Origin of the sequence: Pararoseomonas baculiformis, from assembly GCF_017813395.1 — a bacterium.
GTDB classification, from domain to species: Bacteria; Pseudomonadota; Alphaproteobacteria; order Acetobacterales; family Acetobacteraceae; genus Roseomonas; species Roseomonas baculiformis.
In genome coordinates this window covers 140,235-160,182 of the sequence record NZ_JAGIZB010000010.1, presented here as the reverse complement: position 1 = coordinate 160,182, position 19,948 = coordinate 140,235, and the positions used below count along the sequence as shown (strand labels likewise).

18 protein-coding genes and 2 other RNA genes are annotated in these 19,948 nt (G+C 71.5%); 15 read left to right on the top strand and 5 right to left on the bottom strand.

Annotated features, from left to right (window positions below):
* Nucleotides 1-79 precede the first annotated feature (79 nt).
* From J8J14_RS12540 to J8J14_RS12530, 3 genes are all read right to left on the bottom strand, one after another.
* Entirely contained in the window at nucleotides 80-373 is a 294-nt protein-coding gene (locus tag J8J14_RS12540) for a hypothetical protein (RefSeq protein ID WP_209379834.1), read from the bottom strand.
* A 13-nt stretch (nucleotides 374-386) separates the two neighbouring features.
* Nucleotides 387-1,325: an FAD-dependent thymidylate synthase gene (gene thyX / locus J8J14_RS12535; protein ID WP_209379833.1), complete on the bottom strand. Its 939-nt coding sequence runs from the start codon at nucleotides 1,323-1,325 to the stop codon at nucleotides 387-389.
* A 126-nt stretch (nucleotides 1,326-1,451) separates the two neighbouring features.
* Nucleotides 1,452-1,817 carry a hypothetical protein gene (locus tag J8J14_RS12530; RefSeq protein ID WP_209379832.1) on the bottom strand — a complete coding sequence of 122 codons (366 nt, stop codon included), beginning with the start codon at nucleotides 1,815-1,817 and terminating at the stop codon, nucleotides 1,452-1,454.
* A gap of 117 nt (nucleotides 1,818-1,934) precedes the next feature.
* Here J8J14_RS12530 and ssrA point away from each other — a divergent pair.
* The 3 genes from ssrA to J8J14_RS12515 all read left to right on the top strand — a co-directional run bounded on the left by ssrA (nucleotide 1,935) and on the right by J8J14_RS12515 (nucleotide 4,998).
* Nucleotides 1,935-2,260: a transfer-messenger RNA gene (gene ssrA / locus J8J14_RS12525) on the top strand.
* Between the two features lie 288 nt (nucleotides 2,261-2,548).
* Nucleotides 2,549-3,073, top strand: a complete 525-nt coding sequence (locus J8J14_RS12520) for an SspB family protein (protein WP_209379831.1) — start codon at nucleotides 2,549-2,551, stop codon at nucleotides 3,071-3,073.
* Nucleotides 3,074-3,381: 308 nt separating this feature from the next.
* Nucleotides 3,382-4,998, top strand: coding sequence for a fumarate hydratase (locus tag J8J14_RS12515; protein ID WP_209379872.1), 1,617 nt, complete (start codon nucleotides 3,382-3,384; stop codon nucleotides 4,996-4,998).
* Between the two features lie 79 nt (nucleotides 4,999-5,077).
* Here the strand turns inward: J8J14_RS12515 and J8J14_RS12510 are convergent, their stop codons facing one another.
* Nucleotides 5,078-6,145, bottom strand: a complete 1,068-nt coding sequence (locus tag J8J14_RS12510) for a tetratricopeptide repeat protein (RefSeq protein WP_209379830.1) — start codon at nucleotides 6,143-6,145, stop codon at nucleotides 5,078-5,080.
* Nucleotides 6,146-6,313: 168 nt separating this feature from the next.
* On the opposite strand from J8J14_RS12510, the gene J8J14_RS12505 reads away from it, so the two are divergent.
* The 5 genes from J8J14_RS12505 to J8J14_RS12485 are packed head-to-tail and all read left to right on the top strand — an operon-like array spanning nucleotide 6,314 to nucleotide 9,944.
* A complete protein-coding gene (locus tag J8J14_RS12505) occupies nucleotides 6,314-6,703 on the top strand; it encodes a RidA family protein (protein ID WP_209379829.1) in 390 nt (129 codons plus the stop codon).
* Between the two features lie 11 nt (nucleotides 6,704-6,714).
* Nucleotides 6,715-7,119, top strand: a complete 405-nt coding sequence (locus J8J14_RS12500; RefSeq protein WP_209379828.1) for a VOC family protein — start codon at nucleotides 6,715-6,717, stop codon at nucleotides 7,117-7,119.
* Nucleotides 7,116-8,237: an alanine racemase gene (locus J8J14_RS12495; protein WP_209379827.1), complete on the top strand. Its 1,122-nt coding sequence runs from the start codon at nucleotides 7,116-7,118 to the stop codon at nucleotides 8,235-8,237. Before J8J14_RS12500 ends, J8J14_RS12495 begins: the two co-directional genes overlap by 4 nt.
* A gap of 40 nt (nucleotides 8,238-8,277) precedes the next feature.
* Nucleotides 8,278-9,726 (top strand): class II fumarate hydratase, encoded by a 1,449-nt coding sequence (locus tag J8J14_RS12490; protein ID WP_209379826.1) that lies wholly within the window; start codon nucleotides 8,278-8,280, stop codon nucleotides 9,724-9,726.
* On the top strand, nucleotides 9,726-9,944 hold the full coding sequence (locus J8J14_RS12485; protein WP_209379825.1) for a ribbon-helix-helix domain-containing protein: 219 nt from the start codon (nucleotides 9,726-9,728) through the stop codon (nucleotides 9,942-9,944). The genes J8J14_RS12490 and J8J14_RS12485 overlap by 1 nt, the downstream gene beginning before the upstream one ends.
* 47 nt (nucleotides 9,945-9,991) lie before the next feature.
* Here the strand turns inward: J8J14_RS12485 and J8J14_RS12480 are convergent, their stop codons facing one another.
* Complete coding sequence (locus J8J14_RS12480) at nucleotides 9,992-12,832, bottom strand: AsmA family protein (RefSeq protein WP_209379824.1); 2,841 nt, start codon at nucleotides 12,830-12,832, stop codon at nucleotides 9,992-9,994.
* Between the two features lie 253 nt (nucleotides 12,833-13,085).
* Here J8J14_RS12480 and J8J14_RS12475 point away from each other — a divergent pair, with 253 nt between their 5' ends.
* The 7 genes from J8J14_RS12475 to J8J14_RS12445 all read left to right on the top strand — a co-directional run bounded on the left by J8J14_RS12475 (nucleotide 13,086) and on the right by J8J14_RS12445 (nucleotide 19,946).
* Nucleotides 13,086-13,859 (top strand): TerB family tellurite resistance protein, encoded by a 774-nt coding sequence (locus J8J14_RS12475; protein WP_209379823.1) that lies wholly within the window; start codon nucleotides 13,086-13,088, stop codon nucleotides 13,857-13,859.
* Between the two features lie 88 nt (nucleotides 13,860-13,947).
* A complete protein-coding gene (locus tag J8J14_RS12470) occupies nucleotides 13,948-14,673 on the top strand; it encodes an N-acetylmuramoyl-L-alanine amidase (protein WP_408895955.1) in 726 nt (241 codons plus the stop codon).
* Nucleotides 14,674-14,726: 53 nt separating this feature from the next.
* An RNA gene (gene rnpB, locus J8J14_RS12465) (RNase P RNA component class A) lies at nucleotides 14,727-15,139 on the top strand.
* Nucleotides 15,140-15,422: 283 nt separating this feature from the next.
* Complete coding sequence (gene mraZ, locus J8J14_RS12460) at nucleotides 15,423-15,896, top strand: division/cell wall cluster transcriptional repressor MraZ (protein ID WP_209379822.1); 474 nt, start codon at nucleotides 15,423-15,425, stop codon at nucleotides 15,894-15,896.
* Nucleotides 15,893-16,870, top strand: coding sequence for a 16S rRNA (cytosine(1402)-N(4))-methyltransferase RsmH (rsmH, locus tag J8J14_RS12455; RefSeq protein ID WP_245215714.1), 978 nt, complete (start codon nucleotides 15,893-15,895; stop codon nucleotides 16,868-16,870). The genes mraZ and rsmH overlap by 4 nt, the downstream gene beginning before the upstream one ends.
* Nucleotides 16,867-17,865 (top strand): cell division protein FtsL, encoded by a 999-nt coding sequence (ftsL, locus tag J8J14_RS12450; protein WP_209379821.1) that lies wholly within the window; start codon nucleotides 16,867-16,869, stop codon nucleotides 17,863-17,865. Before rsmH ends, ftsL begins: the two co-directional genes overlap by 4 nt.
* On the top strand, nucleotides 17,862-19,946 hold the full coding sequence (locus tag J8J14_RS12445) for a peptidoglycan D,D-transpeptidase FtsI family protein (protein WP_209379820.1): 2,085 nt from the start codon (nucleotides 17,862-17,864) through the stop codon (nucleotides 19,944-19,946). The genes ftsL and J8J14_RS12445 overlap by 4 nt, the downstream gene beginning before the upstream one ends.
* Nucleotides 19,947-19,948: the final 2 nt, after the last annotated feature.

Below are 19,948 nucleotides of genomic sequence, written 5' to 3'. Positions count from 1 at the left end.
CCCGTTCGAGTGCGGCCGGCGATCACCAGGCATGGCCGTCACGCGGTAGTCGGCGGGCGATCCGCTCGCCCTGTCCTCTTCACGCCGTCGCGCGGCCGAGTGCGAAGCCGCCGACCAAAGCAGCAAGGATCACCGCCCAGATATCGCCGAGCACAGCAGCCACGATGGGGAGGATCACCAACACGGCCAGGACGATGAGGGCGACGCCGATCCAGGACGGACCGCGGGCCAGGCGGCTTCGCCAGCCCAGGGCGCCCGCCGCGCCGGATCTGGAGCCCTTCCGGGGCGATGCCGCCTTGCCACTGATGGCAGGGCGGCTGGCAGCCGGCTTGCGGGGGGCGGCGCCGGCCTTGCCGGCAGGGGCCTTGCTCATCGCGGCCGAAGGCTCAGGCCTCGCGGCCCAGCATGGACATCAGCTCGCGCCATTCGCGCTTGGAAAGGCCGCTGCCTTCCTGCTGCGGGTCCTGTCCCTGCACCATGGCGCGGACGGCGTTCAGCATCTGGGCCGAAAGCGTGACCGCCCCCATGCGGTAGTCGCGGAAGGCCTCATGCACCAGGGGAACCCAGGCCTGCACCGTTTCCAGCATGGCCTCCGCATAGACGCGGATCTCATACTGCGCGTGCGCGTCGGCGCGCAGCGACAGGAAGTTGAGGAGGTTGTGCAGGTCGGATTTCCAGTACCACTGCGTATAGGCGTTCAGGGTCAGGTTCATCCGCGCCAGCTCGCGCGCGAGGCCATTGCGGGATTCGTCGATCACCCGCCCCTCCGCATCCTCGTTCAGCATCTCTAGGTAATGGTCGTAGTTACGCGCCGCGTCCTCCCGCAGAAGGTCGAGCACGCGCGCGGCCTCCTCGCCTTCGAGAACATGGCCACGGCCCTGGCGGTTCACGGCGGATTGTGCGGCCAGCTGCCCTGGCGCGGGCAGGTAGAACTCGCGGTCCAAGATGGAGTAGCGAGCGGAATACTCGTTCACATTCGCCATGCGGTGGCGGATCCACTGCCGCGCCACGAAGATCGGCAGCTTCACGTGGTACTTGATCTCGCACATCTCGAAGGGCGTGGAGTGGCGGTGGCGCATGAGGTAGCGGATGAGGCCGCGATCCTCGTTCGCCGCCTTGGTCCCGCGCCCATAGGAGACGCGCGCGGCCTGCACCACGGCGGAGTCATCGCCCATATAGTCCACCACGCGCACGAAGCCGTGGTCGAGCACCGGGATGGGGCGGAAGAGCATCGCCTCCAGCCCGGGCGATACGGGGCGGCGCGTCTCGTGGCGCTGGGCCTCGGCCTCGGCCAGTTCCTGGCGCTGCGTGTCGGTCAGTTCCATCGGCGGCCCCCTGAGTCGGCGCAGGGGTTTACCGGGGCCTGGGCCCGCTCGCTAGGTCCAGGATCTGCTGCGGAAAGGGTCGCGGCCCGGCACGAGGATGCGCCGGGCCGCTTCATCCCTGCGGGCTTAGCGCATCCGCCCGCCGCGGTTGCTGCGGGAGCCGGGGTCGTTCACCACCGCCGGGTCATAGGCGCCCGAGGTCGCGCTGCCCGAGGCCGCGGCACCGGTGCCGCCGCCGCGATTGGCGCGGGAGCCCGGGTCGTTCACCACCGCCGGGTTATAGGCGCCGGAGGGCGCGCTGCCAGAGGCGGCGGGGCCGGTGCCGCCGCCGCGATTAGCGCGGGAACCAGGATCGCTCGGCACCGAGGTGGAGGTGCCGGCGGGCTGCGCGGGCGTGCCGCTGCTGGCGTTCATGTTGTTGTCCGCGCAGGCGGACAGCAGGGCGGCGCAGGCCAGCATGGCGGAGACGCGGAGAACCGAAGGCAGCTGCATCAGGGACCACTCCTGTTGGTTGTAGGCGGTGCAAACTCTGCATCCGACTCGAATTCAAAAGCAAAATGTCCCGTTCGCCCAGGGCTTCCGCGCCGGCGCGCGTATTAAAGTTGGGCACCGCTAGCAATCGGGCAAGGGGCAGCCTATATTAGTCCTTGCCGCCTTCGGGCGACTATGGCGATAAACGGCACGTGGAATAAGCGTTGTGGACCCGGGGGCAGTGCCCGGCGCCTCCACCAATCATCCCCGCCTTATCAGCGGGACGATGGGGGCGAAACAGGCTCGACGCGCGCGGTAAAGACGTGTCCTTTGCCCGGCATTGTACCGCCGTTATCGGGCTAAATCACAAGTGCCAACGATAACAGCCGCGAGGCTGTGGCGCTCGCTGCCTAGGAATAGGTAAGCGCCGTCCGGGGGGAACGGGGCAACAGAATCCCCCCACCTATGCCCTTTCCATCTTCCAGGAAGCAGCCAGTGCGTCACGCGCCCTGGGACGCAAGGCGGGCCCGCCAAGGCCGGGTTATCCGCCGCGTCATTGCGTGCCGGAGGGCACGTTTATGGGCTGGCCATGCTGCTGCCGGAAGGGGAGCTGTCCATGAAGGGCCCGGCAGGGCTGGTTCGGGACCTGCCGCTGGAACCCGGCGCGCCATGCTCCGCCGGGTGCTAGGCCCAGTGCGGAACCTCCCCTATACGGGGCGTTTCCGGAATCCGCCCGGCCTGGACATGATCGTATGAGCGAGCAAACGCCGCCCCCCGAAAGCCTGCTTCCCTATGACCGCTGGACCGAGGAGGCCATGCGGAACGTGGCTCTTCGCGCATTGGAGTTCGCGGCGAGGAACGGGCTGCCGGGCGAGCATCATTTCTACCTGACCTTCCGCACGGACCATCCCGAGACAAAGGTGCCCGGCCATCTCAAGGCCCGCTACCCGCAGGAGATGACCATCGTCCTGCAGCACCAGTTCTGGGACCTGACGGTGGACCGGGCCGAGCAGAAGGTGTCGGTGGGCCTTTCCTTCGGAGGCGTGGCCGCGACCCTGGTGGTTCCATTCGCGGCCCTGGTGGCGTTCTGGGACCCCCATGTGCGGGTGGGGCTGCGCTTCGGCGAGTTGTCGGCCACCGATGGAGAGGCTGACGAGGTGCCCGAGGCCGTGGCCCCCGAGCCCACCCCGCCCGCCGAGCCCTCCGAGCCGAAGACCGACAGCCCGGCCCAGGTGGTGAGCCTGGACGCCTTCCGGCGCCGGCCGAACAAGGAGTAGCGGGCGGCTTTGCGGCCGCCACCCCTTCAAGCCGCGGCCCGGGCATTCCATCTCCGTTCTGGCTGCTGGCGCGCTGCACCCTGCCGCGCTAACACCTTTCCCGTCCTTCTGCGGCCGCATGCCGCGCTGCCCCGTGGCCTGTCCTCCCGGCGGGCCGCTCTTCGGAGAGCGCTTCCGTGACCTCCTCTTCCAACCAGACCCTGGATGCCGTGCAGCCCCCGATCCCGGTGGGCGCCACCCCTGTCGCCACGCGCGACGGCGCGGAGGCCGATGCCGGCACCCCCACTTCCCAGCGCACCGCGGGCTTCATGTTCAGCACGATGTTCCCGCTGGCGGAGGACACCACCCCCTACCGCAAGCTGGACATCGCCGGCGTCTCCACCATCGAGGTGGAGGGCAAGACCGTGCTGAAGATCAAGCCGGAGGTGCTGGAGCAGCTCGCCTTCCAGGCCTGCAAGGACGTGTCGCATCTTCTGCGGCCCGGGCATCTGCAGCAGCTCGCCAACATCCTGAAGGATCCGGAGGCGAGCGCGAATGACCGCTTCGTCGCCCTGGACCTGCTGAAGAACGCCAGCATCGCCGCCGGCGGCAAGCTGCCCATGTGCCAGGACACGGGCACGGCCATTGTCTTCGGCAAGAAGGGCCAGCGCGTCTGGGTGGAGGGTGACGAGGAGGAGGCGCTCTCCTACGGCGTGCACCGCACCTATACCGAGACGAACCTGCGCTATTCGCAGATGGCGCCGCTGACCATGTTCGACGAGGTGAACACCGGCAACAACCTGCCGGTGCAGTTCGACATCTACGCGTCCCCGGGCGACTACCACGCGGACGAGTTCGCCCTGCAGTTCATCCTCAAGGGCGGCGGATCGGCCAACAAGACCTTCCTCTACCAGCAGACGCGCGCCGTGCTGAACAAGCCGAAGCTGCTCGCCTTCCTCGAGGAGAAGATCAAGACGCTGGGCACCAGCGCCTGCCCGCCCTACCACCTGTCGATCGTCATCGGCGGCACCTCGGCCGAGACGAACCTCAAGACCGTTAAGATGGCTTCCACCCGCTACTACGACACGCTGCCGGAGAAGGGCAGCAAGGCGGGCCATGCCTTCCGCGACCGGGAGCTGGAGGCCGAGATCCACAAGCTGACGCAGAACATCGGCATCGGCGCGCAGTTCGGCGGCAAGTATTTCTGCCACGATGTCCGCGTCATCCGCCTGCCGCGCCATGGCGCGAGCCTGCCCATCGGCATCGGCGTGTCCTGCTCTGCGGATCGCCAGATCAAGGCGAAGATCACGCCCGAGGGCGTGTTCCTGGAGCAGCTGGAGCATGATCCCGCGCGCTTCCTGCCCGACCAGACCGAGGGCCTGGAGGAGAGCGGCGAGGTCGTGAAGATCGACCTCAACCAGCCGATGGACGCCATCCGCGCGGAGCTGTCCCGGCATCCGGTGAAGACGCGCGTGTCGCTCACCGGCACCATCGTCGTGGCGCGTGACATCGCGCATGCGAAGCTGAAGGAGCGGCTGGATTCCGGCCAGGGCCTGCCCGACTACATCAAGAACCACCCGGTCTACTACGCGGGCCCGGCCAAGACGCCCGAGGGCATGCCCACCGGTTCCTTCGGCCCGACCACGGCGGGGCGCATGGACTCCTATGTGGCGGAGTTCCAGGCTGCGGGCGGATCGCTGGTGATGCTGGCCAAGGGCAACCGTTCGAAGGCCGTCACCAATGCCTGCAAGCAGTTCGGTGGCTTCTATCTCGGCTCGGTCGGCGGCCCGGCGGCGCGGCTGGCGCAGGACTGCATCCGCAAGGTCGAGGTGCTGGAATATCCCGAGCTCGGCATGGAAGCCGTGTGGCGGATCGAGGTGGAGGACTTCCCGGCCTTCATCGTGGTGGACGACAAGGGCAACGACTTCTACGACGGGCTGGAGTGACGCAAGCGGCGGGCTTCCGGTCCGCCGGCCAGATCGGCAAGGGGGCGCCCGGGCGAAGGCCTGGGCGCCCTTTCCGTTTTCAGCCGACCGTCTCCGCCACCCGCTCCGGCCTCCCCTCCGCGACCATCCTGTTCCAGTAGCGGGTCAGGCGGCGATGCGAGGGGCTGAGCCGCAGCCCCTGCCCACAATGCTCAAGCGCTTCCTCGGTCAGCCCGGCCAGCCGGAGGGTGGAGACGAGGCCGCAGATGGTCTCCACATCCTCGGCATCCAGGGCCAGCGCCGCCCGGTAGGCTGCGTTGGCCTGCCTCCAGCGCCCCTGCCCCTGGAGGGCGTTGCCCAGTTGCTGCCGTGCCAGCGAGCTGTCCGGCAATGCGCGGGCGAGACGGACGAAGGCGCGCTCGGCCGCGACATGATCGCCCCTTTCCTGTGCGGCGAAGCCCTGGCGCACCGCTTCGGCCAGGCCGGCATCGTAGGCAATGGGCAGCCGGCCCAGTTCCTCGAGATCCAGGCGCCCGGAGAGCGTGCGGCCGATCAGCCCTTGCCGAAACCCCCGGCCATGCAGTTCGCCGGGCAGGTTGTGCCCCGCCGCGCGGAGGAAATGGAGTTGCACGCCGGGCACCCCGACCATGTGGATGGCAGCCAGCAGGTCGGCCGCGTCGCGCTCCCCATAGAGCAGGTGGGCCTCTTTCGGCGGATGGGCGAGCGCGACCGCGCGAAGATCCGTCAGGGGAGAATCCAGCCGGGCATTGCCGAGAAGCCGCCCGCTCCGTGTCCCCGGCAGGCCCAGCGCGGTCTGGCCCGAGACGGCCAGGATCCGCTCCGCCCCGAGAAGCATCCCGTAGAGAAGGGCGCCGAAGGCGCCGAAGGAGAAGCCGTAGCTGAAGATGCGGCGCGCCCCGGATTGCGCGGCCAGGGCACGCAGTTCCTCCAGCATCGCGGGGATGCTCGCCACCAGGGCGGGAATGCCGCCGCTGGCCCATTCCGGGCGCGTGTTCACATAGTGCAGGCGGCTGGCACCGAGCCCGGCGACAGCGGATTCATAGCCGTAGCGCCCCTCCGCCTCGGTCAGTCCGGGGAAGATGAGCACGAGGTCCTCGGCCCCGGGTAGGATGTCGAGCTTGTAGTAGGGAGTCTCAAGCGGGAGCATGGCGGGCGAGATTGCCCGCAACCGGCTCTGGCCGTGTAGATGCCGGTCTTATCACGGTTCCGTGAATAACATCCCAGCCGCAGCTTGCCGCCCGCGCAGCCGAGGGCGGGTTGACCGGCATGGCCGCCCCCTGCCATTTGCGGGCAGAATTCCCGGAACCAGGGCCCGATGACCCGCCGCCTGATCTCCTCCGGATCCCGCTTCGAGAGCGAGATCGGCTACTCCCGCGCCGTGGTGGATGGGGACCTCGTCTTCGTCTCCGGCACCACGGGCTGTGACTACGCGACGATGACGATCGCCGAGGACGTGCAGGGCCAGTGCGAGCAGGCCCTGAAGAACATCGCCGCGGCCCTGGCAGAGGCCGGCGCCTCGCTGGAGGATGTGGTGCGCCTTCTCTTCATCGTGCCGGACCGGGGTGACTGGGAGCCCTGCTGGCCCATACTGCGCCGCCATTTCGGCGAGATCCGCCCCGCCTCCACCCTCATCCATGCCGGGCTGCAGACGGATGCGATGCGGATCGAGATCGAGGCGACCGCCCGCCTCCGCAACCGCGCCTGAGGAGACGCCCCATGCGCTTCGCCGTGGACCGCCTGGACCACCTGGTCATGACCTGCAACGACGTGGAAACCATGGCGAGCTGGTACCAGCGCGTACTGGGGATGGAGCGGGAGAATTTCGGCCCGCACAATCGCACCTCGATCCGCTTCGGAGGGCAGAAGATCAACCTCCGCCCGCGCGACGCGACGCAGGAGGACTGGTTCACCGGCCGTGGCGCGGCGCCCGGCGGCAACGACCTCTGCTTCATCGTCACGGTGATGGCGGATGACGTGGTCGCGCATCTGAAGGAGTGCGGCGTGGCCGTGGAGGCGGGGCCGTTGGCGAAGGCCGGGGCTCTGGGGCCGATCATCTCGGTGTATTGCCGCGACCCCGACGGCAACCTGATCGAGATCTCCTCCTACGGGGACAAGCGGTGAGCACCATTCTCGACACACCCCGGCTGCTGCTGGATCAGGCGCGGCTGGAGGCCAATGCGAAGCGGATGCGGGACCGCGCGGCGGCGCTGGGCGTCAGCTTCCGCCCGCATTTCAAGACGGCGAAGTCGGTGGAGGTGGCCCTGGTGGCCCATGGCGGGAAGCCCGGCCCGGCCACCGTCTCCACCATGAAGGAAGCGGAGGCGCTGGCGGCCGCCGGGGCGGCGACGGACATCCTGCTGGCCGCCACCTGCATCCCCGCGCGCCTGCCGCGGGCGGAGGCCATCCGGCGCCAGCACGGCACGCGGCTGATCCTGGTGGTGGACAGCCCCGAGATGGCCGGCATGCTGGATGAGGCCGCCACCATGCCCCATGAGGTGCTGGTGGAGGTTGATTCCGGCGAGCACCGCGCCGGCGTGCCGCCGGAGCGTGCCCTGGCCGTCGCGCGGGCCGTCCATGGCTCGCGCAACCTGCGGCTGGCCGGGGTGATGACCCATGGCGGCCATTCCTACGGCTCGGATGACCCGGAGAAGGTGGCCGACATCGCAGAGGCCGAGCGCGCCTCCACGGTTTCGGCCGCCGAGGCCATCCGCGCGGAGGGCATGCCGGCGCCTATCGTGTCCGTCGGCTCCTCTCCCACCCTGCTGCATGCCCGGCATCTCACGGGGGTGACCGAGGTGCGCGCGGGCATTTCGCTGTTCTGGGACCTGGCGCAGATGTCGCGCGGCATGTGCGGCTGGGACGATCTCGCGCTCTCCGTCCTCTCCACCGTGATCGGGCACAACCGGCAGTCCCGCGCCCTGGTGCTGGATGCCGGCGCGCTGGCGCTTTCGAAGGACGTGACGGCCAACACCTTCGCGCCCGGGACCGCCTTCGGCACGCTGGGCGATGCCCGGAACGGGGAGCATCTGCCCCTGCATGTGACCAATGCCTACCAGGAGCACGGCATGGTGCCCGTGCCCGATGAGAGCTGGTTCGAGCGCCTGCCCGTGGGCAGCCTCGTCCGCGTCTATCCCAACCACGCCTGCCTCACCGCAGCCGGCGGCTATGGCAGCTACGAGGTTCTGGATGCGGCCGGGAACAGCATTGCGCGCTGGGCCCGTGTCGATGGGTGGCACTGAGGGGTAGCGAAGCGCGGCCCGGCTGCCCAACTGCCCCGGCATGTCAGACAGCCAAGCCCCCCGCTCCGAAACAGCCCGCTCCGAGGCCGCCCGCACGGAAACCGATAGCCTCGGCACGATCGAGATCGCGGCCGATCGCCTCTGGGGCCCGCAGACCGAGCGGGCCAGGAGGTTGTTCCAGATCGGGTCGGAGGTCTTCCCCCCGGTCCTGATCCGCGCCGTGGGGCTGCAGAAGCAGGCCGCGGCAGAGGCGAACCGGCAGCTGGGCGAGCTGCCGCCCGATATCGCGGACCCCATCATCGCCGCCGCGCGCGAGATCGCGGCGAATGAGCGGGACGCCGACTTCCCCCTGCCCGTCTGGCAGACCGGATCGGGCACCCAGACCAACATGAACGCGAACGAGGTCATCTCGAACCGCGCGAACCAGATGTTGGGCCAGCCGCTCGGCTCGCGGAAGCCGGTGCATCCGAACGACCATGTGAACCGCGGCCAGTCCTCGAATGACAGCTTCCCCGCCGTGATGCATGTCGCAGCCGCCGAGGCCGTGACGAAGCTTCTGATCCCCGGGCTGGAGGTGCTGCAGGCCAGCCTCGCCCGGCGCGCGGAGGAATGGGACGGGATCGTCAAGCTCGGCCGCACGCACCTGATGGATGCGGTGCCGGTGACGCTGGGCCAGGAGTTCCGGGCCTGGGCCATGCAGGTGGAGTTCGGGATCGCGCGGGTGAAGGCGGCGCTGCCGGACCTGATGCGCCTGCCCCAGGGCGGCACGGCGGCGGGCACGGGGCTGAACACCCATGCGGATTTCGCCCGCGTCTTCGCGGAGCGCGTGGCGGCGCTCACCGGCCTGCCCTTCACGGCGCACCCCCATCCCTTCGAGGGGATGATGGCGCATGATGCCTTCGTGGCCCTTCAGGGCGCGATGAACACGGTCGCCGTCTCCCTGAACAAGATCGCCAATGACGTGCGGCTCCTGGGTTCCGGCCCGCGCGCGGGCTTCGCCGAGCTGGTGATCCCGGCCGATGGCCTCTCCTCCTCCATCATGCCGGGCAAGACGAACCCGACGCAGTCCGAGGCGCTGACCATGGTCTGTGCGCAGGTGATGGGGAACACCACCACGGTCACCATCGCCGGCACCCAGGGACATCTGGAGCTGAACGTCTTCAAGCCCGTGATCATCCAGGCCGTGCTGCAATCGGCCCGGTTGCTGGGCGATGCCGCCACCAGCTTCGCCCACAACATGGTGGACAAGCTGGAGCCGAACCACGAGCGGATCGCGGAGAACCTGGCGAAGTCCCTGATGCTGGTGACGGCGCTGAACCCGAAGATCGGCTACGACAAGGCCGTGAAGATCGGGAAGAAGGCGCTGGCGGAGAACCTGACGCTGCGCGACGCCGCGGACCAGCTGGGCTTCGTGAAGCCCGAGGATTTCGATCGCTGGGTGCGGCCGGAGGAGATGACGCGCCCGGGCGCCACGCTCGCCGGGGGCTGATGGCGGGGCACCTGGTTAAGCGCTCCTTCACCCTCGCGGGCCACCGCACCTCGGTGGCCCTTGAGCCCGAATTCTGGTCGGTGCTGGAGCAGGAGGCGGCGCGGCGGGGACAGCCCCTGTTGCGCCTGGTCGCGGCGGCCGATGCGGCGCGGGACGATCCATCCCTGCCCCTGGCTTCCGCGCTGCGCGTGCTGGCACTGGGGGTGGCCCGGCGCTGAGCCGGGCCTCCGCAGGGCCGCTCGCCAGGGTTCCGCGCCGTGGCCGGCTAGCGTTCCGCCCGCCAGCGCAGCCAGGCGGCGAGGTCGAGCAGGCGGCGCGGCTGCCCGGCCGGGCCGGTGAGCCGCACCCCCACCTCCGGCACGGGATCGGGCGGCTTCTGGGTCGCGGACACGTCCAGGGCCGAGCGTGCGAGGTCCACCTCGCCGCGCAGGGTGAGGGCGACACCCTCGCCGGCGGCACCCCCCTCCCGCAGGGCGGCGCGGCCGGCATCGAGGCCGGCGCGCAGGGCGAGGGATTCGAATTCCGTGCGGCCCTCCTGCAGCGCGCGGCGCAGGGCGGGCTCGTCCCCCGCCATGGCGGCGCGGCCGGCGGCGGCGGCGTCGAGCCCGGTGAGCGCGCCGCGGCGCACCGACACCGCGGCCTCGCCCGAGAGGGTGGCGAGCAGCGCGGCAGGGCTGCTTCCGGTCGCCTCCAGCCGCGCATCGCCCGCGGCTTCCCCGGCCACGATGTCCAGCGGAAGGCCCAGGACCGGGCCGCTGATGGCCACGCCGCGGATCCCGCCGGCCAGCAGCAGGCGCGGCGCATCACCCGATGCGTCGAGCGCAAGCGCGCCGGCCCATGTCCCGCCCGCGACGGCGGCCTCCATCTCCTCCAGGGCCAGCTTCCCGGCCGAGAGGCGCAGCCGCCCGCGCAGCTCGCGCAGGGGAGGAAGCCCGCCAGCCTCGAGCTGCGCGACGGAGAGGGAAAGCTCCGCATCCAGCAGGCGCAGGGCGGCAAGGGGCAAGGGCTCGCGGCCGCGCCAGTCCAGCGGCGGCAGGATGATCGTCTCCGCAGCCAACCGCCCCGCCAGGCGCGGGCGCGGGCCATCGAGGGCGAGGGTGAGCTGGCCGCCGGCACGCAGCGCGCCGAGCACGAGGTCGAAGCGCTCGGCCGCGATCCCCTGCGGCCCCGCGGCGATGGCGGCGATAAGGGAAAGCGAGCCCTGGCCGATCCATTCCCGCACGGGGCCGGATGCCTCCTGGCCCAGCGCATCGCCCAGCAGCCGGGGCGCGCCGGGATGGCGCAGCGTCAACGTGCCGCTGCCACGGCGGCCGGGTAGGTCGAGCGTTCCCCCCGCTTCGATCCGGGCATCGCCCCATTCCGCCCCGGCCTGCACGGCCAGGGCCTCGGGGGCTCCTCCGGCCGTGGCGCGCAGCGTGATGGCCTCATTGGCCAGCGGAAAGCCATCCGGCCAGCCGCCGGGCAGCAGCCCGGCCAGGGCGCGGGCCTGGGGGGCCGCGAATTCCAGAATGGCGTCCGAGAAGCGGGGGCTGGGGCCGAGCAGCGCGGTGCCGGAAAGCGCGAGGTCGCCGCCGGCCACGCCCCCGGCCAGGCGGCGCAGCGTGAGCCGGCCATTCTCCAGCGCGGCATCCAGCGAGGCGCGTTCGAGCACCGCGCCGCGCCAGCGCGCCCGTTCCGCCGCCAGGCGGAGATTGGCATCGATCCCCCCCAGGAAGCGGCTGGCGGAGGGCCAGTCCAGCCCAGGGCGGAGCCAGCCCTCCAGGTCCAACGTGTCGAAGTTCAGGCCCAGGCCCAGGGCCGGCCGCTGGCCGAAGCGCAGCACGCCCGCGCCGGAGATACGGATGCCGTCCAGCGTGGCCGAGAGCTCGGGCACCGCGGCCGAGCCGGGCTCCAGCACCAGCCGGGCCCGCCCCTCCCCCTCCCGCAGCCGGCCCGGGGCGAGCCAGTCCGTGCCGAGGCCGAGCGCCTCGATCGTGCCGCGCAGATCCGTGCCGGAGAAGCGGAGGGCGGCTTCGAGCCGGTCCCCGGCGGTCGCGCCGTTCAGCTCGACCTGCGTGCCGCCCGGAAGGATGGCGGAGACATCGGACAGGGTGAGCCGGCTGTTCTCCGGCACACCCTCCCGGAACACGGCGGCGCGGAGGCGGCGCAGCGGCACGCCCCGGAAGCTCGCCGCCTCGGCCGAGAGGTCCAGCCCGAGCGGCAGGGCGATGGGCCGGGCGCGCAGGGCAGCCAGCCAGGGATCCAGGTCGATCCGGCTGGCGAGAAGCGCGGCGTCCAGCCGGGGCGCCGGGGAGAGGCGCAGGGTGAGGGCGCCGCGGGCCGGGCTGCCGCCGATATCCAGGGCCAGGTCATCGGCCGCGATCAGGTCCGCCGCAACGGTCAGGCGGCCGCGCGCGCGGAACGGGCCGGGCGGGCCGGGCACCAGCAGCGCCAGATCGGGGCCCGAGGCCTCCACCGTGCCTTCCACCGTGCCGTCCTGGGTCAGGATCCCGCGCGCCTGGAGGCTGGCATTGCCCATGGCGAGGTTCAGCTCGACCGGGACGATGCCGTCATAGCCCGGGCGGCCGACCCCGGCCTCGAAGCGCCATTCCAGGCCGCTCCAGGCGAAGCGCCCCCCGGCGCGCATGCCCTGGGTGGGATCGCCCGCGGTCAGCTCGGCCTGCACCCCCTCCAACCGCACGCCCCCGATGACCAGGCGGCTGTCCACCAGCCGCACCGAAAGGGCGGAAAGGCTGCCGGGAAGGCCCGCCGCCTCGGCGGGGGGCCAGGGCAGGCGCAGCTCGGCACCGACCACGGCCATCTCGCGCGGGGCGATCCGCCCGATCAGCAGGGCGCCGCCATCCAGGCGCAGGCGCAGGGAGCTGGCGGCGAAGGCGAGGCCATCCCCCGCGTCACCGAGGGTCACGCCCTCGGCTTCGACCACCGGATAGGGCAGCAGGCGGAGGCGGACGGGCCCGTGCAGCGTGACCGGGCGGCCGATGCGGGCGGAGGCGATATCCGCCAGCTGCTCCCGCCGGGCGGTCCAGTCGGTGAAGAGCGGGGCTGCGTAGAGGGCGGCGAGCAGAACCAGGAGCAGGGCCCCGCCGGCCAGGACGATCCGGCGCATCTCAGCCGGCGGTCCCGTGGCGTGGCATGGCACCGGTGTGGACCACGGCGCAGGGCCCTGTCGCCGGCACCCCCGCATCGGGGCTTACGGAACTGGCACCGGTTCTGGACAAAGCACCTCCGCGCGCGTGGAATCCCTCGATTCCCGTCGGGCCGACCATGCTTGAGGCGGGGGCGGGCGGCAAGGAAGTGGCGCGCTTCCTGTCGCGGCGAATTCCGGGCATAGGCAGGCGAACTGGACTGGTGGAGAGGCCTTGGGCTTCTGGGGCAAGATCATCGGGGGCGCGGTCGGCTTCGCCATGGGCGGGCCGGTTGGCGCCATGCTGGGCAGCGCGCTGGGCCATGCGGCGGATGAGGGCAACCTGGCCCGTGGCCTGCCCGGCATGGACGGCGCGCAGATCGCGGCCATGCTCGGCTCGCGCGAGAGCCTGTTCGCCATTTCCGTCGTCGTGCTCTCGGCCAAGCTCGCCAAGTCGGACGGGCCGGTGAAGCGGGCGGAGATCGACGCCTTCAAGCGCCTGTTTCGCATCCCGCCCGAGAACATGCGGGAGGTGGCCCATCTGTTCGACCGGGCGCGGGAGAACGCGGACGGCGCCGAGCCCTATGCCGAGCGCCTCGGCACCGCCTTCGCCCAGGAGAAGCCGGTGCTGGAGGATGTGCTGGGCGCGCTGTTCCGCATCGCGGAGGCGGATGGGCCGGTGAACCGGGCGGAATTGAACTACCTTGGCGGCATCCATGCGCGGCTGGGCCTGGATGCGGCGGCCTGGGAGCGCGCGCGGCTCGGGCGGCCCAATCCCTCCAGCCCCGCCCTGCCCCCCGAGGGGCCCGATCCCTACTCCGTGCTGGGCCTGCCGCGCGATGCCACAGACCAGCAGGTGCGCGAGACCTGGAAGCGGCTGATGCGCGAGCACCATCCGGACAGCCTGACCGCGCGGGGGGTGCCGGCCGAACTGGTGCGCCGCGCGACGGGCAAGGTGGCGGGCATCAACGCCGCCTGGGACCGGATCAAGCGGGAGCGCGGGCTGTGAGCGGGCGGGAGGGCCGGGCTTGAACATCCGGCGCGGCCCCCTTCCCGGCCAACCCTCCGGCCGCCGGCCAGGCAGCGCCGTGCTGCCGCTGGCGCCGAACCGGGGCGGGCTGGCCATCACGGAGTTGCCCAGCCCGAACCAGGATGACAGGCCGGCCGGCCTGCCCATCGACACGCTGATCCTTCACTACACGGACATGGAAACGGGGGCGGCGGCCATCGCCCGGCTGAGGGACCCGGTGGCGCGCGTGTCCTCCCACTACGTGGTGGAGGAGGACGGGCAGATCTTCCGGCTGGTGCCGGAGGAACGGCGCGCCTTCCATGCCGGTGTTTCCCACTGGCGCGGGAATGAGCTGCTGAACGGGCGCAGCATCGGGATCGAGGTGGTGAATCCCGGCCATTCCTGCGGCTACCGTCCCTTCCCCGCCCTGCAGATGGCGGCGCTGGCCGATCTGTGCCTCGAGATCCTGGCGCGGCATCCGATACCCGCACGGAACGTGGTGGCGCATAGCGACGTGGCGCCGGACCGCAAGCGGGACCCCGGGGAGCTGTTCGACTGGCAGGGCCTGGCCTCGCTCGGCGTCGGGCTCTGGCCCGAGGCGGTGGAGGGCGGCGACCTGTCACCCGTGCCAGGCGGCATGGAGCGGGCAGCGGAGCTTCTGCGCCGCATCGGCTACCAGGTGGATCCGGCCCGGCCCGAACTGGCGCTGGTGGCGTTCCAGCGGCACTGGCGGCAGGAGGATTGGGGCGGCCGGGCCGATGCCGGCACGCTGGCGCGGCTGGAAGCGGTCGCGGCGCTGGCCGGGGCGGCCTGATCCGATCGCGGGTGGCTTGACCCCCGCCCACCCGAGTCGCATACCCCCGGCCGCCAGACGGCCGGGCGACCGCTGCCAGCTTCGCAAGAAGCGGTGGAGGAAAGTCCGGGCTCCACGGGAATACGGTGCCGGTTAACGGCCGGCGGGGGCGACCCCAGGGACAGTGCCACAGAGAAGAGACCGCCCCCTTTGGCCAGAAGGCTTGCCTTCGGGCCCGGGGGTAAGGGTGAAACGGTGGGGTAAGAGCCCACCGCGCCCCTGGCGACAGGGGCGGCACGGCAAACCCCACCGGGAGCAAGGCCGAATAGGGATGGCCGGAGGAAGCCCGGAAGGGCTTGCCGCCAGGGGCTTTCCCGCCCCGCCATCCGGGTTGGCCGCGAGAAGTCGCCGGTGACGGCGACTCCAGAGGAATGGTCGCCCGGCCCGCAAGGGCCGACAGAACCCGGCTTACAGGCCGTCTGGCATTTTCCTGTTAACCAACTCTAAATGTACCGTATAACCGATTGAAATAATCGGATATGCGGCGCGTTGCAGCTTGGCAACACTTCGTCATGACAGTGCAATCGCGCTTGTTGGCCCAGACGATCCCATGTTATCCCACCTCATCCCGCAAGGGCCCGGACCTGAGGGGGGCGAGGGGCTGGCGGGATGGTCGGGTGAGCCGGCGGGGTCGGGGGGCCTCGCCGGCCACTTGATAAAGGGGATCCACAGTCGCCCGGTGCGACCGCGAGGGGGCGGACGTCCAGCGGATGACCCATTTCATGGGCACCTTCACGGGCAAGCTGGACAAGAAGGGACGGGTCTCCGTCCCGGCGTCCTTCCGCTCTGCCCTTGAGCGCCTGGGCACGCTGGAGATGGTCCTGCGGCTTTCCCATCGCGATCCCTGCGTGGAGGCCTGGCCGCTCCCGAGCTTCGAGGCGATGGCCGGCGGGATCGACCAGCTGGACGTCTTCTCCGACGCCCATGACGACCTCTCCCTCAGCCTCTTCGCCGATGCCTTCCCGATGCGCCCCGATGGCGATGGCCGCCTGGTGCTGCCGGAGGAGCTGATCGGCCATGCGAACCTGACCGAGGCCGTGACCTTCATGGGCCTGGGCAAGCTGTTCCAGCTCTGGGAGCCCGAGGCGGCCAAGGCGCGCGCCGAGGCGGCCCGCCAGCGTGCCCGCGAGCGCGCCCTGACCATTCCGGCCCGTCCCGGCCTGCCGCCCGCGGGGCGCGCATGAGCACCGACCTCACCTCCCCCATGGTCGCGCCCGACCCCACCGAGGGCGGCCATGTGCCGGTGATGCTGGCCGAGGTGCTGGCCTCGCTCGCCCCGCGCGACGGCGCCACCTATCTCGACGGCACCTTTGGCGGCGGCGGCTACAGCGCCGCCATCCTCTCCGCCGCCGCCTGCACCCTCTATGCCGTGGACCGCGACCCCGACGCGATCGCCCGCGGCGCCAGCCTCGTGGCCCGCTTCCCCGGCCGGCTGCACCTGGTGGAGGGCCGCTTCGGCGACATGCACGCCCTGATGGAAGACCGGGGCGTGGCGGCGCTGGACGGGGTGGTGCTCGACCTCGGCGTGTCCTCCTACCAGATCGACCAGGCGGAGCGCGGCTTCTCGCTCCGCACGGACGGGCCGCTCGACATGCGGATGGAGAAGTCGGGACCGACCGCGGCCGAGCTGGTGAACACGCTCCCGGAGCGGGAGCTGGCCGACCTGCTCTGGCAGCTCGGCGAGGAGCGGCATTCCCGGCGCATCGCGCGCAAGATCGTGGCCGCGCGCGGCGACGCGCCCTTCGAGACGACGCTGCAGCTTGCGGAAGCCATCCATGCGGTGATGCCGCGCGATCCTTCCGGCATGGACAGCGCGACGCGCAGCTTCCAGGCGCTGCGCCTGCGCGTGAATGACGAGCTCGGCGAGATCGAGCGCGGGCTCGACGGCGCGGCGAAGCTGCTCGCGCCCGGCGGGCGGCTCGTCGTCGTCTCCTTCCATTCGCTGGAGGACCGCATCGTGAAGCGCTTCATGCGCGATGCGGCGGGCCGCACGCCCGGCGCTTCCCGATTCGATCCGGCCTCGTTGAAAGAGGCCCAGAAACCGGCGGAATTCCGCCTGCTGACCACCACCGCTCTGCGACCTTCCGTGGCAGAGTCCACAACGAATCCACGAGCGCGATCCGCAAGGCTCCGCGCCATCGAGAGGCTGGCCGCATGATCCGACCCCTCACTTTCCTGTCGCTGGTTGCCGCGGCCGGGGCGGGGCTGCACCTCTACTCGGTGAAGCACGAGGTTGCTCAGCTCGAGAAGGTGCTGCGCGAGACCGTGAAGCAGACCGAGGTCGCGCGGGAGCGCACGGCGGTCCTGCGCGCCGAATGGGCCCTGCTGAACGAGCCGGAGCGGCTGCGTGCCGCCGCCACGCGCAACCTGCCGCTGGAGGTCATGCAGACCAACCAATTCGTCCGCGCGGCCGAGCTTGAGCGCCGCCTGCCCGCGGCGGTGGCCTTCGCGGGCGCGCCGAGCCTTTTCGCGCCGGCGCCTTCGCAGCGGCCGGGCGCGTCCAACAATGTCGCCGTGGCTTCCGCCATTCCGGCCTCCATGGCTGTGCCCGACGCCAGCGCCGCGCCGCACCTGGCGCAGGCGCCCGCCGCGGAGGAGCCCGGGCTGATCGCCTCCGTTTCCGTGGAGCCGCTGCCCATCCCGCCCCCGGCCCCGCCGCCCGCGCCGGTGCAGCTCGCCGCAGCCCGCACGGCCCCGGCCCCGGCTCCGTCCGAGCGCGCGGCGCCCGCCGTGGAGCGAAGCGCCCCGGCCCCCGAGCGCCCCGCACGCGTTGCCGCGCCCGCCCAGCCGCAAGTGGCCGCGCTCCGCAGCCCGGTCCCGCGCGCGGTGGCCGAGCGTGAGCCGGCGCCGCGCCTGGCCGAGGCGCCCCGCCCGGTGCCGCGCCGCGTGGCGCCGCAGGCGGTAGAATCCCAGATCGCCGAGCGCGAGGTTGATCGCGGCATCAACCTGGCCGCCCCGCCGCAGGCGCCCGCGCTGCTGCGGACATCCCTGCAGATGCGCCAAGTGGCCCCGGCGGCGCAGCCGCCCGCGCCGCGCGCGCCCGAGATGCCGGTGGTTTCTGGCTCCATGCTCGGCGGCGCATCCCGCCCGCTGCTCGCGCCGCCCGTTCCCGTGGCGCGCGCCAGCGCCGCGACGCTGGATAGCGTGCGGTGAACGAGCCCTCCGCCCCCGATCCCAACGCGACGATCGCCTACCACCTGCGCGAGCCCGTGCGGGCCGCGCGCCTGGGCGATGGGCGGGGAAGCCATTGGTCGGCCGCGCGCTCGGGCCAGCCCGACCTGGCGCGGCGCGCCATGCTGGAGAAGAGCCGGGGGCGCCTGGTTCTCGCGGCCGCCGGCTTCGGCCTTCTCTTCGGCGCGGTGGGGCTGAAGGCGACCATCGCCACGGTGATCGACCCGCGTGAGCCGCGGCGCCCGGTGCAGCCGCTGGCGTCGCGCTTCGTGCCCACGCCGGACCCGGTAACCACCCGGGCGCCGATCACGGACCGCAACGGGGAGATCCTCGCGGTTTCGCTGCCGGTGACGGCGCTCTACGCCAATCCGAAGCAGATCGACAATCCGGCGGAGGTCGCGCAGCGCCTGTCGCGCGTGCTGCCGCAGCTGGATGCCTCGCGGCTGGCCGCGCGGCTGACGGGGGAGCGCCAGTTCTCCTACCTCGCCCGCGCGCTGACCCCGCGCGAGAAGCAGGCGGTGAACGACCTGGGCATCGCCGGCCTGCATTTCGAGGAGGGCGAGCGCCGCTACTACCCGCAGGGCCGTGCCGCCGTGCACGTGCTGGGCAATGTGGACGTGGACGGCGCCGGCCTCTCGGGCATGGAGCGCTACCATGACGAGAGGCTGCGCGCCCGCCCACATGACCCGCTGCGCACCTCCATCGACATCCGCGTGCAGCTGGCGCTGCGGGACGCGGTCGCGAAGGCGATCGATGATTACACCGGCATCGGCGGCGCGGGCGTGGTGCTGGACATCCACACCGGCGAAGTCATGGCGATGGTGTCCCTCCCCGACTACGATGCGGGCGACATCGGCTCGGCCACGCCGGAGCAGCGCTTCAACCGCGTGACTGTCGGCACCTATGAGCCGGGCTCGACCTTCAAGCTGATCACCGCGGCCGCGGCGCTCGAATTCGGCACGTCCAACGTGCATTCGAGCAGCTTCAACGCTGCCTCGCCGATCCGCTACGGCCGGTTCACCATCAGCGACTACAAGGGCAAGAACCGCTGGCTGACCTTCCCTGAGGTCCTGGCCTACTCCTCGAACCTGGGTGCGGCACACATGGCCCAGGGCTATGGGCCGCAGCGCCAGCGCGAGTTCATGCAGCGCCTGGGCATGCTGTCGCGCCAGCAGATCGAGATCACCGAGACGGCGCTGCCGTTGGTGCCGCCCGCCAATGGCTGGCGCGACATCAACATGATGACGATCTCCTTCGGCCACGGCATCTCGGTCACGCCGCTGCATGTCGCCACCGGCATCGCGGCCATCGCCAATGGCGGGATCCTGCGGCAGCCGACCCTGCTGGCACAGCCGCCGGGCACGGTGCGCGAGGGCACGCGGGTGGTGAGCGAGCGCACCTCCGAGACCATGCGCCGCCTCATGCGGCTGGTGGTGACGGATGGCTCGGGCAAGGGCGCCGATGTTCCCGGCTATTTCGTCGGCGGCAAGACGGGCACGGCGCAGAAGACCGGGCCGCGCGGCGGCTATCTGGCGAACAAGCGCATCGCGGCCTTCGTGGGCGCCTTCCCGATGAACGCACCGCGCTACGCGGTCTATGTGATGGTGGACGAGCCGAACCCGAATGCGCGGTCGCATGGCTATGCGACGGCGGGTTGGGTGGCGGCGCCGGCGGCGGGCGCGGTGATCGCACGGATCGCGCCGGTCCTGGGGATGGTTCCCGAGAACCCGCAGGAGCCGTCGATCCTCCAGGCCGTATCCATTCCGCTGCAGCCTGGCCGGCCCGGCCCGCGCCCCTCCGCGGCCACCGCCCCGGCGGCGCGCCCGGGAACCGCAGCCGCTCCGCCTTCCCGCCCGGCCACGACGCCGGCGGTTGCGCCACGGCCGGCCACGCCGCAGCCCGTGCCCTCCACCCCAACCCTCGCGCCGCCGGTGCCGCTGCGGGTGACCGAGACGGAGATGATGCGCGGCCAGGCGGTGAGCCGGATCCGCTTCTCCATGGCAGCGCAGGCGGCCACGCTCCCGGCCACGCCTTCCTGGCCCGAGAGCCATGAGGCTCGATGAGC

Excerpts from the sequence above, each read along its gene's own strand:
- J8J14_RS12540 (WP_209379834.1), bottom strand. The coding sequence starts at position 373 with ATGAGCAAGGCCCCTGCCGGCAAGGCCGGCGCCGCCCCCCGCAAGCCG.
- thyX (WP_209379833.1), bottom strand. The coding sequence starts at position 1,325 with ATGGAACTGACCGACACGCAGCGCCAGGAACTGGCCGAGGCCGAGGCC.
- J8J14_RS12530 (WP_209379832.1), bottom strand. The coding sequence starts at position 1,817 with ATGCAGCTGCCTTCGGTTCTCCGCGTCTCCGCCATGCTGGCCTGCGCC.
- J8J14_RS12520 (WP_209379831.1), top strand. The coding sequence starts at position 2,549 with ATGAGCGAGCAAACGCCGCCCCCCGAAAGCCTGCTTCCCTATGACCGC.
- J8J14_RS12515 (WP_209379872.1), top strand. The coding sequence starts at position 3,382 with ATGTTCAGCACGATGTTCCCGCTGGCGGAGGACACCACCCCCTACCGC.
- J8J14_RS12510 (WP_209379830.1), bottom strand. The coding sequence starts at position 6,145 with ATGCTCCCGCTTGAGACTCCCTACTACAAGCTCGACATCCTACCCGGG.
- J8J14_RS12505 (WP_209379829.1), top strand. The coding sequence starts at position 6,314 with ATGACCCGCCGCCTGATCTCCTCCGGATCCCGCTTCGAGAGCGAGATC.
- J8J14_RS12500 (WP_209379828.1), top strand. The coding sequence starts at position 6,715 with ATGCGCTTCGCCGTGGACCGCCTGGACCACCTGGTCATGACCTGCAAC.
- J8J14_RS12490 (WP_209379826.1), top strand. The coding sequence starts at position 8,278 with ATGTCAGACAGCCAAGCCCCCCGCTCCGAAACAGCCCGCTCCGAGGCC.
- J8J14_RS12485 (WP_209379825.1), top strand. The coding sequence starts at position 9,726 with ATGGCGGGGCACCTGGTTAAGCGCTCCTTCACCCTCGCGGGCCACCGC.
- J8J14_RS12480 (WP_209379824.1), bottom strand. The coding sequence starts at position 12,832 with ATGCGCCGGATCGTCCTGGCCGGCGGGGCCCTGCTCCTGGTTCTGCTC.
- mraZ (WP_209379822.1), top strand. The coding sequence starts at position 15,423 with ATGACCCATTTCATGGGCACCTTCACGGGCAAGCTGGACAAGAAGGGA.
- rsmH (WP_245215714.1), top strand. The coding sequence starts at position 15,893 with ATGAGCACCGACCTCACCTCCCCCATGGTCGCGCCCGACCCCACCGAG.
- ftsL (WP_209379821.1), top strand. The coding sequence starts at position 16,867 with ATGATCCGACCCCTCACTTTCCTGTCGCTGGTTGCCGCGGCCGGGGCG.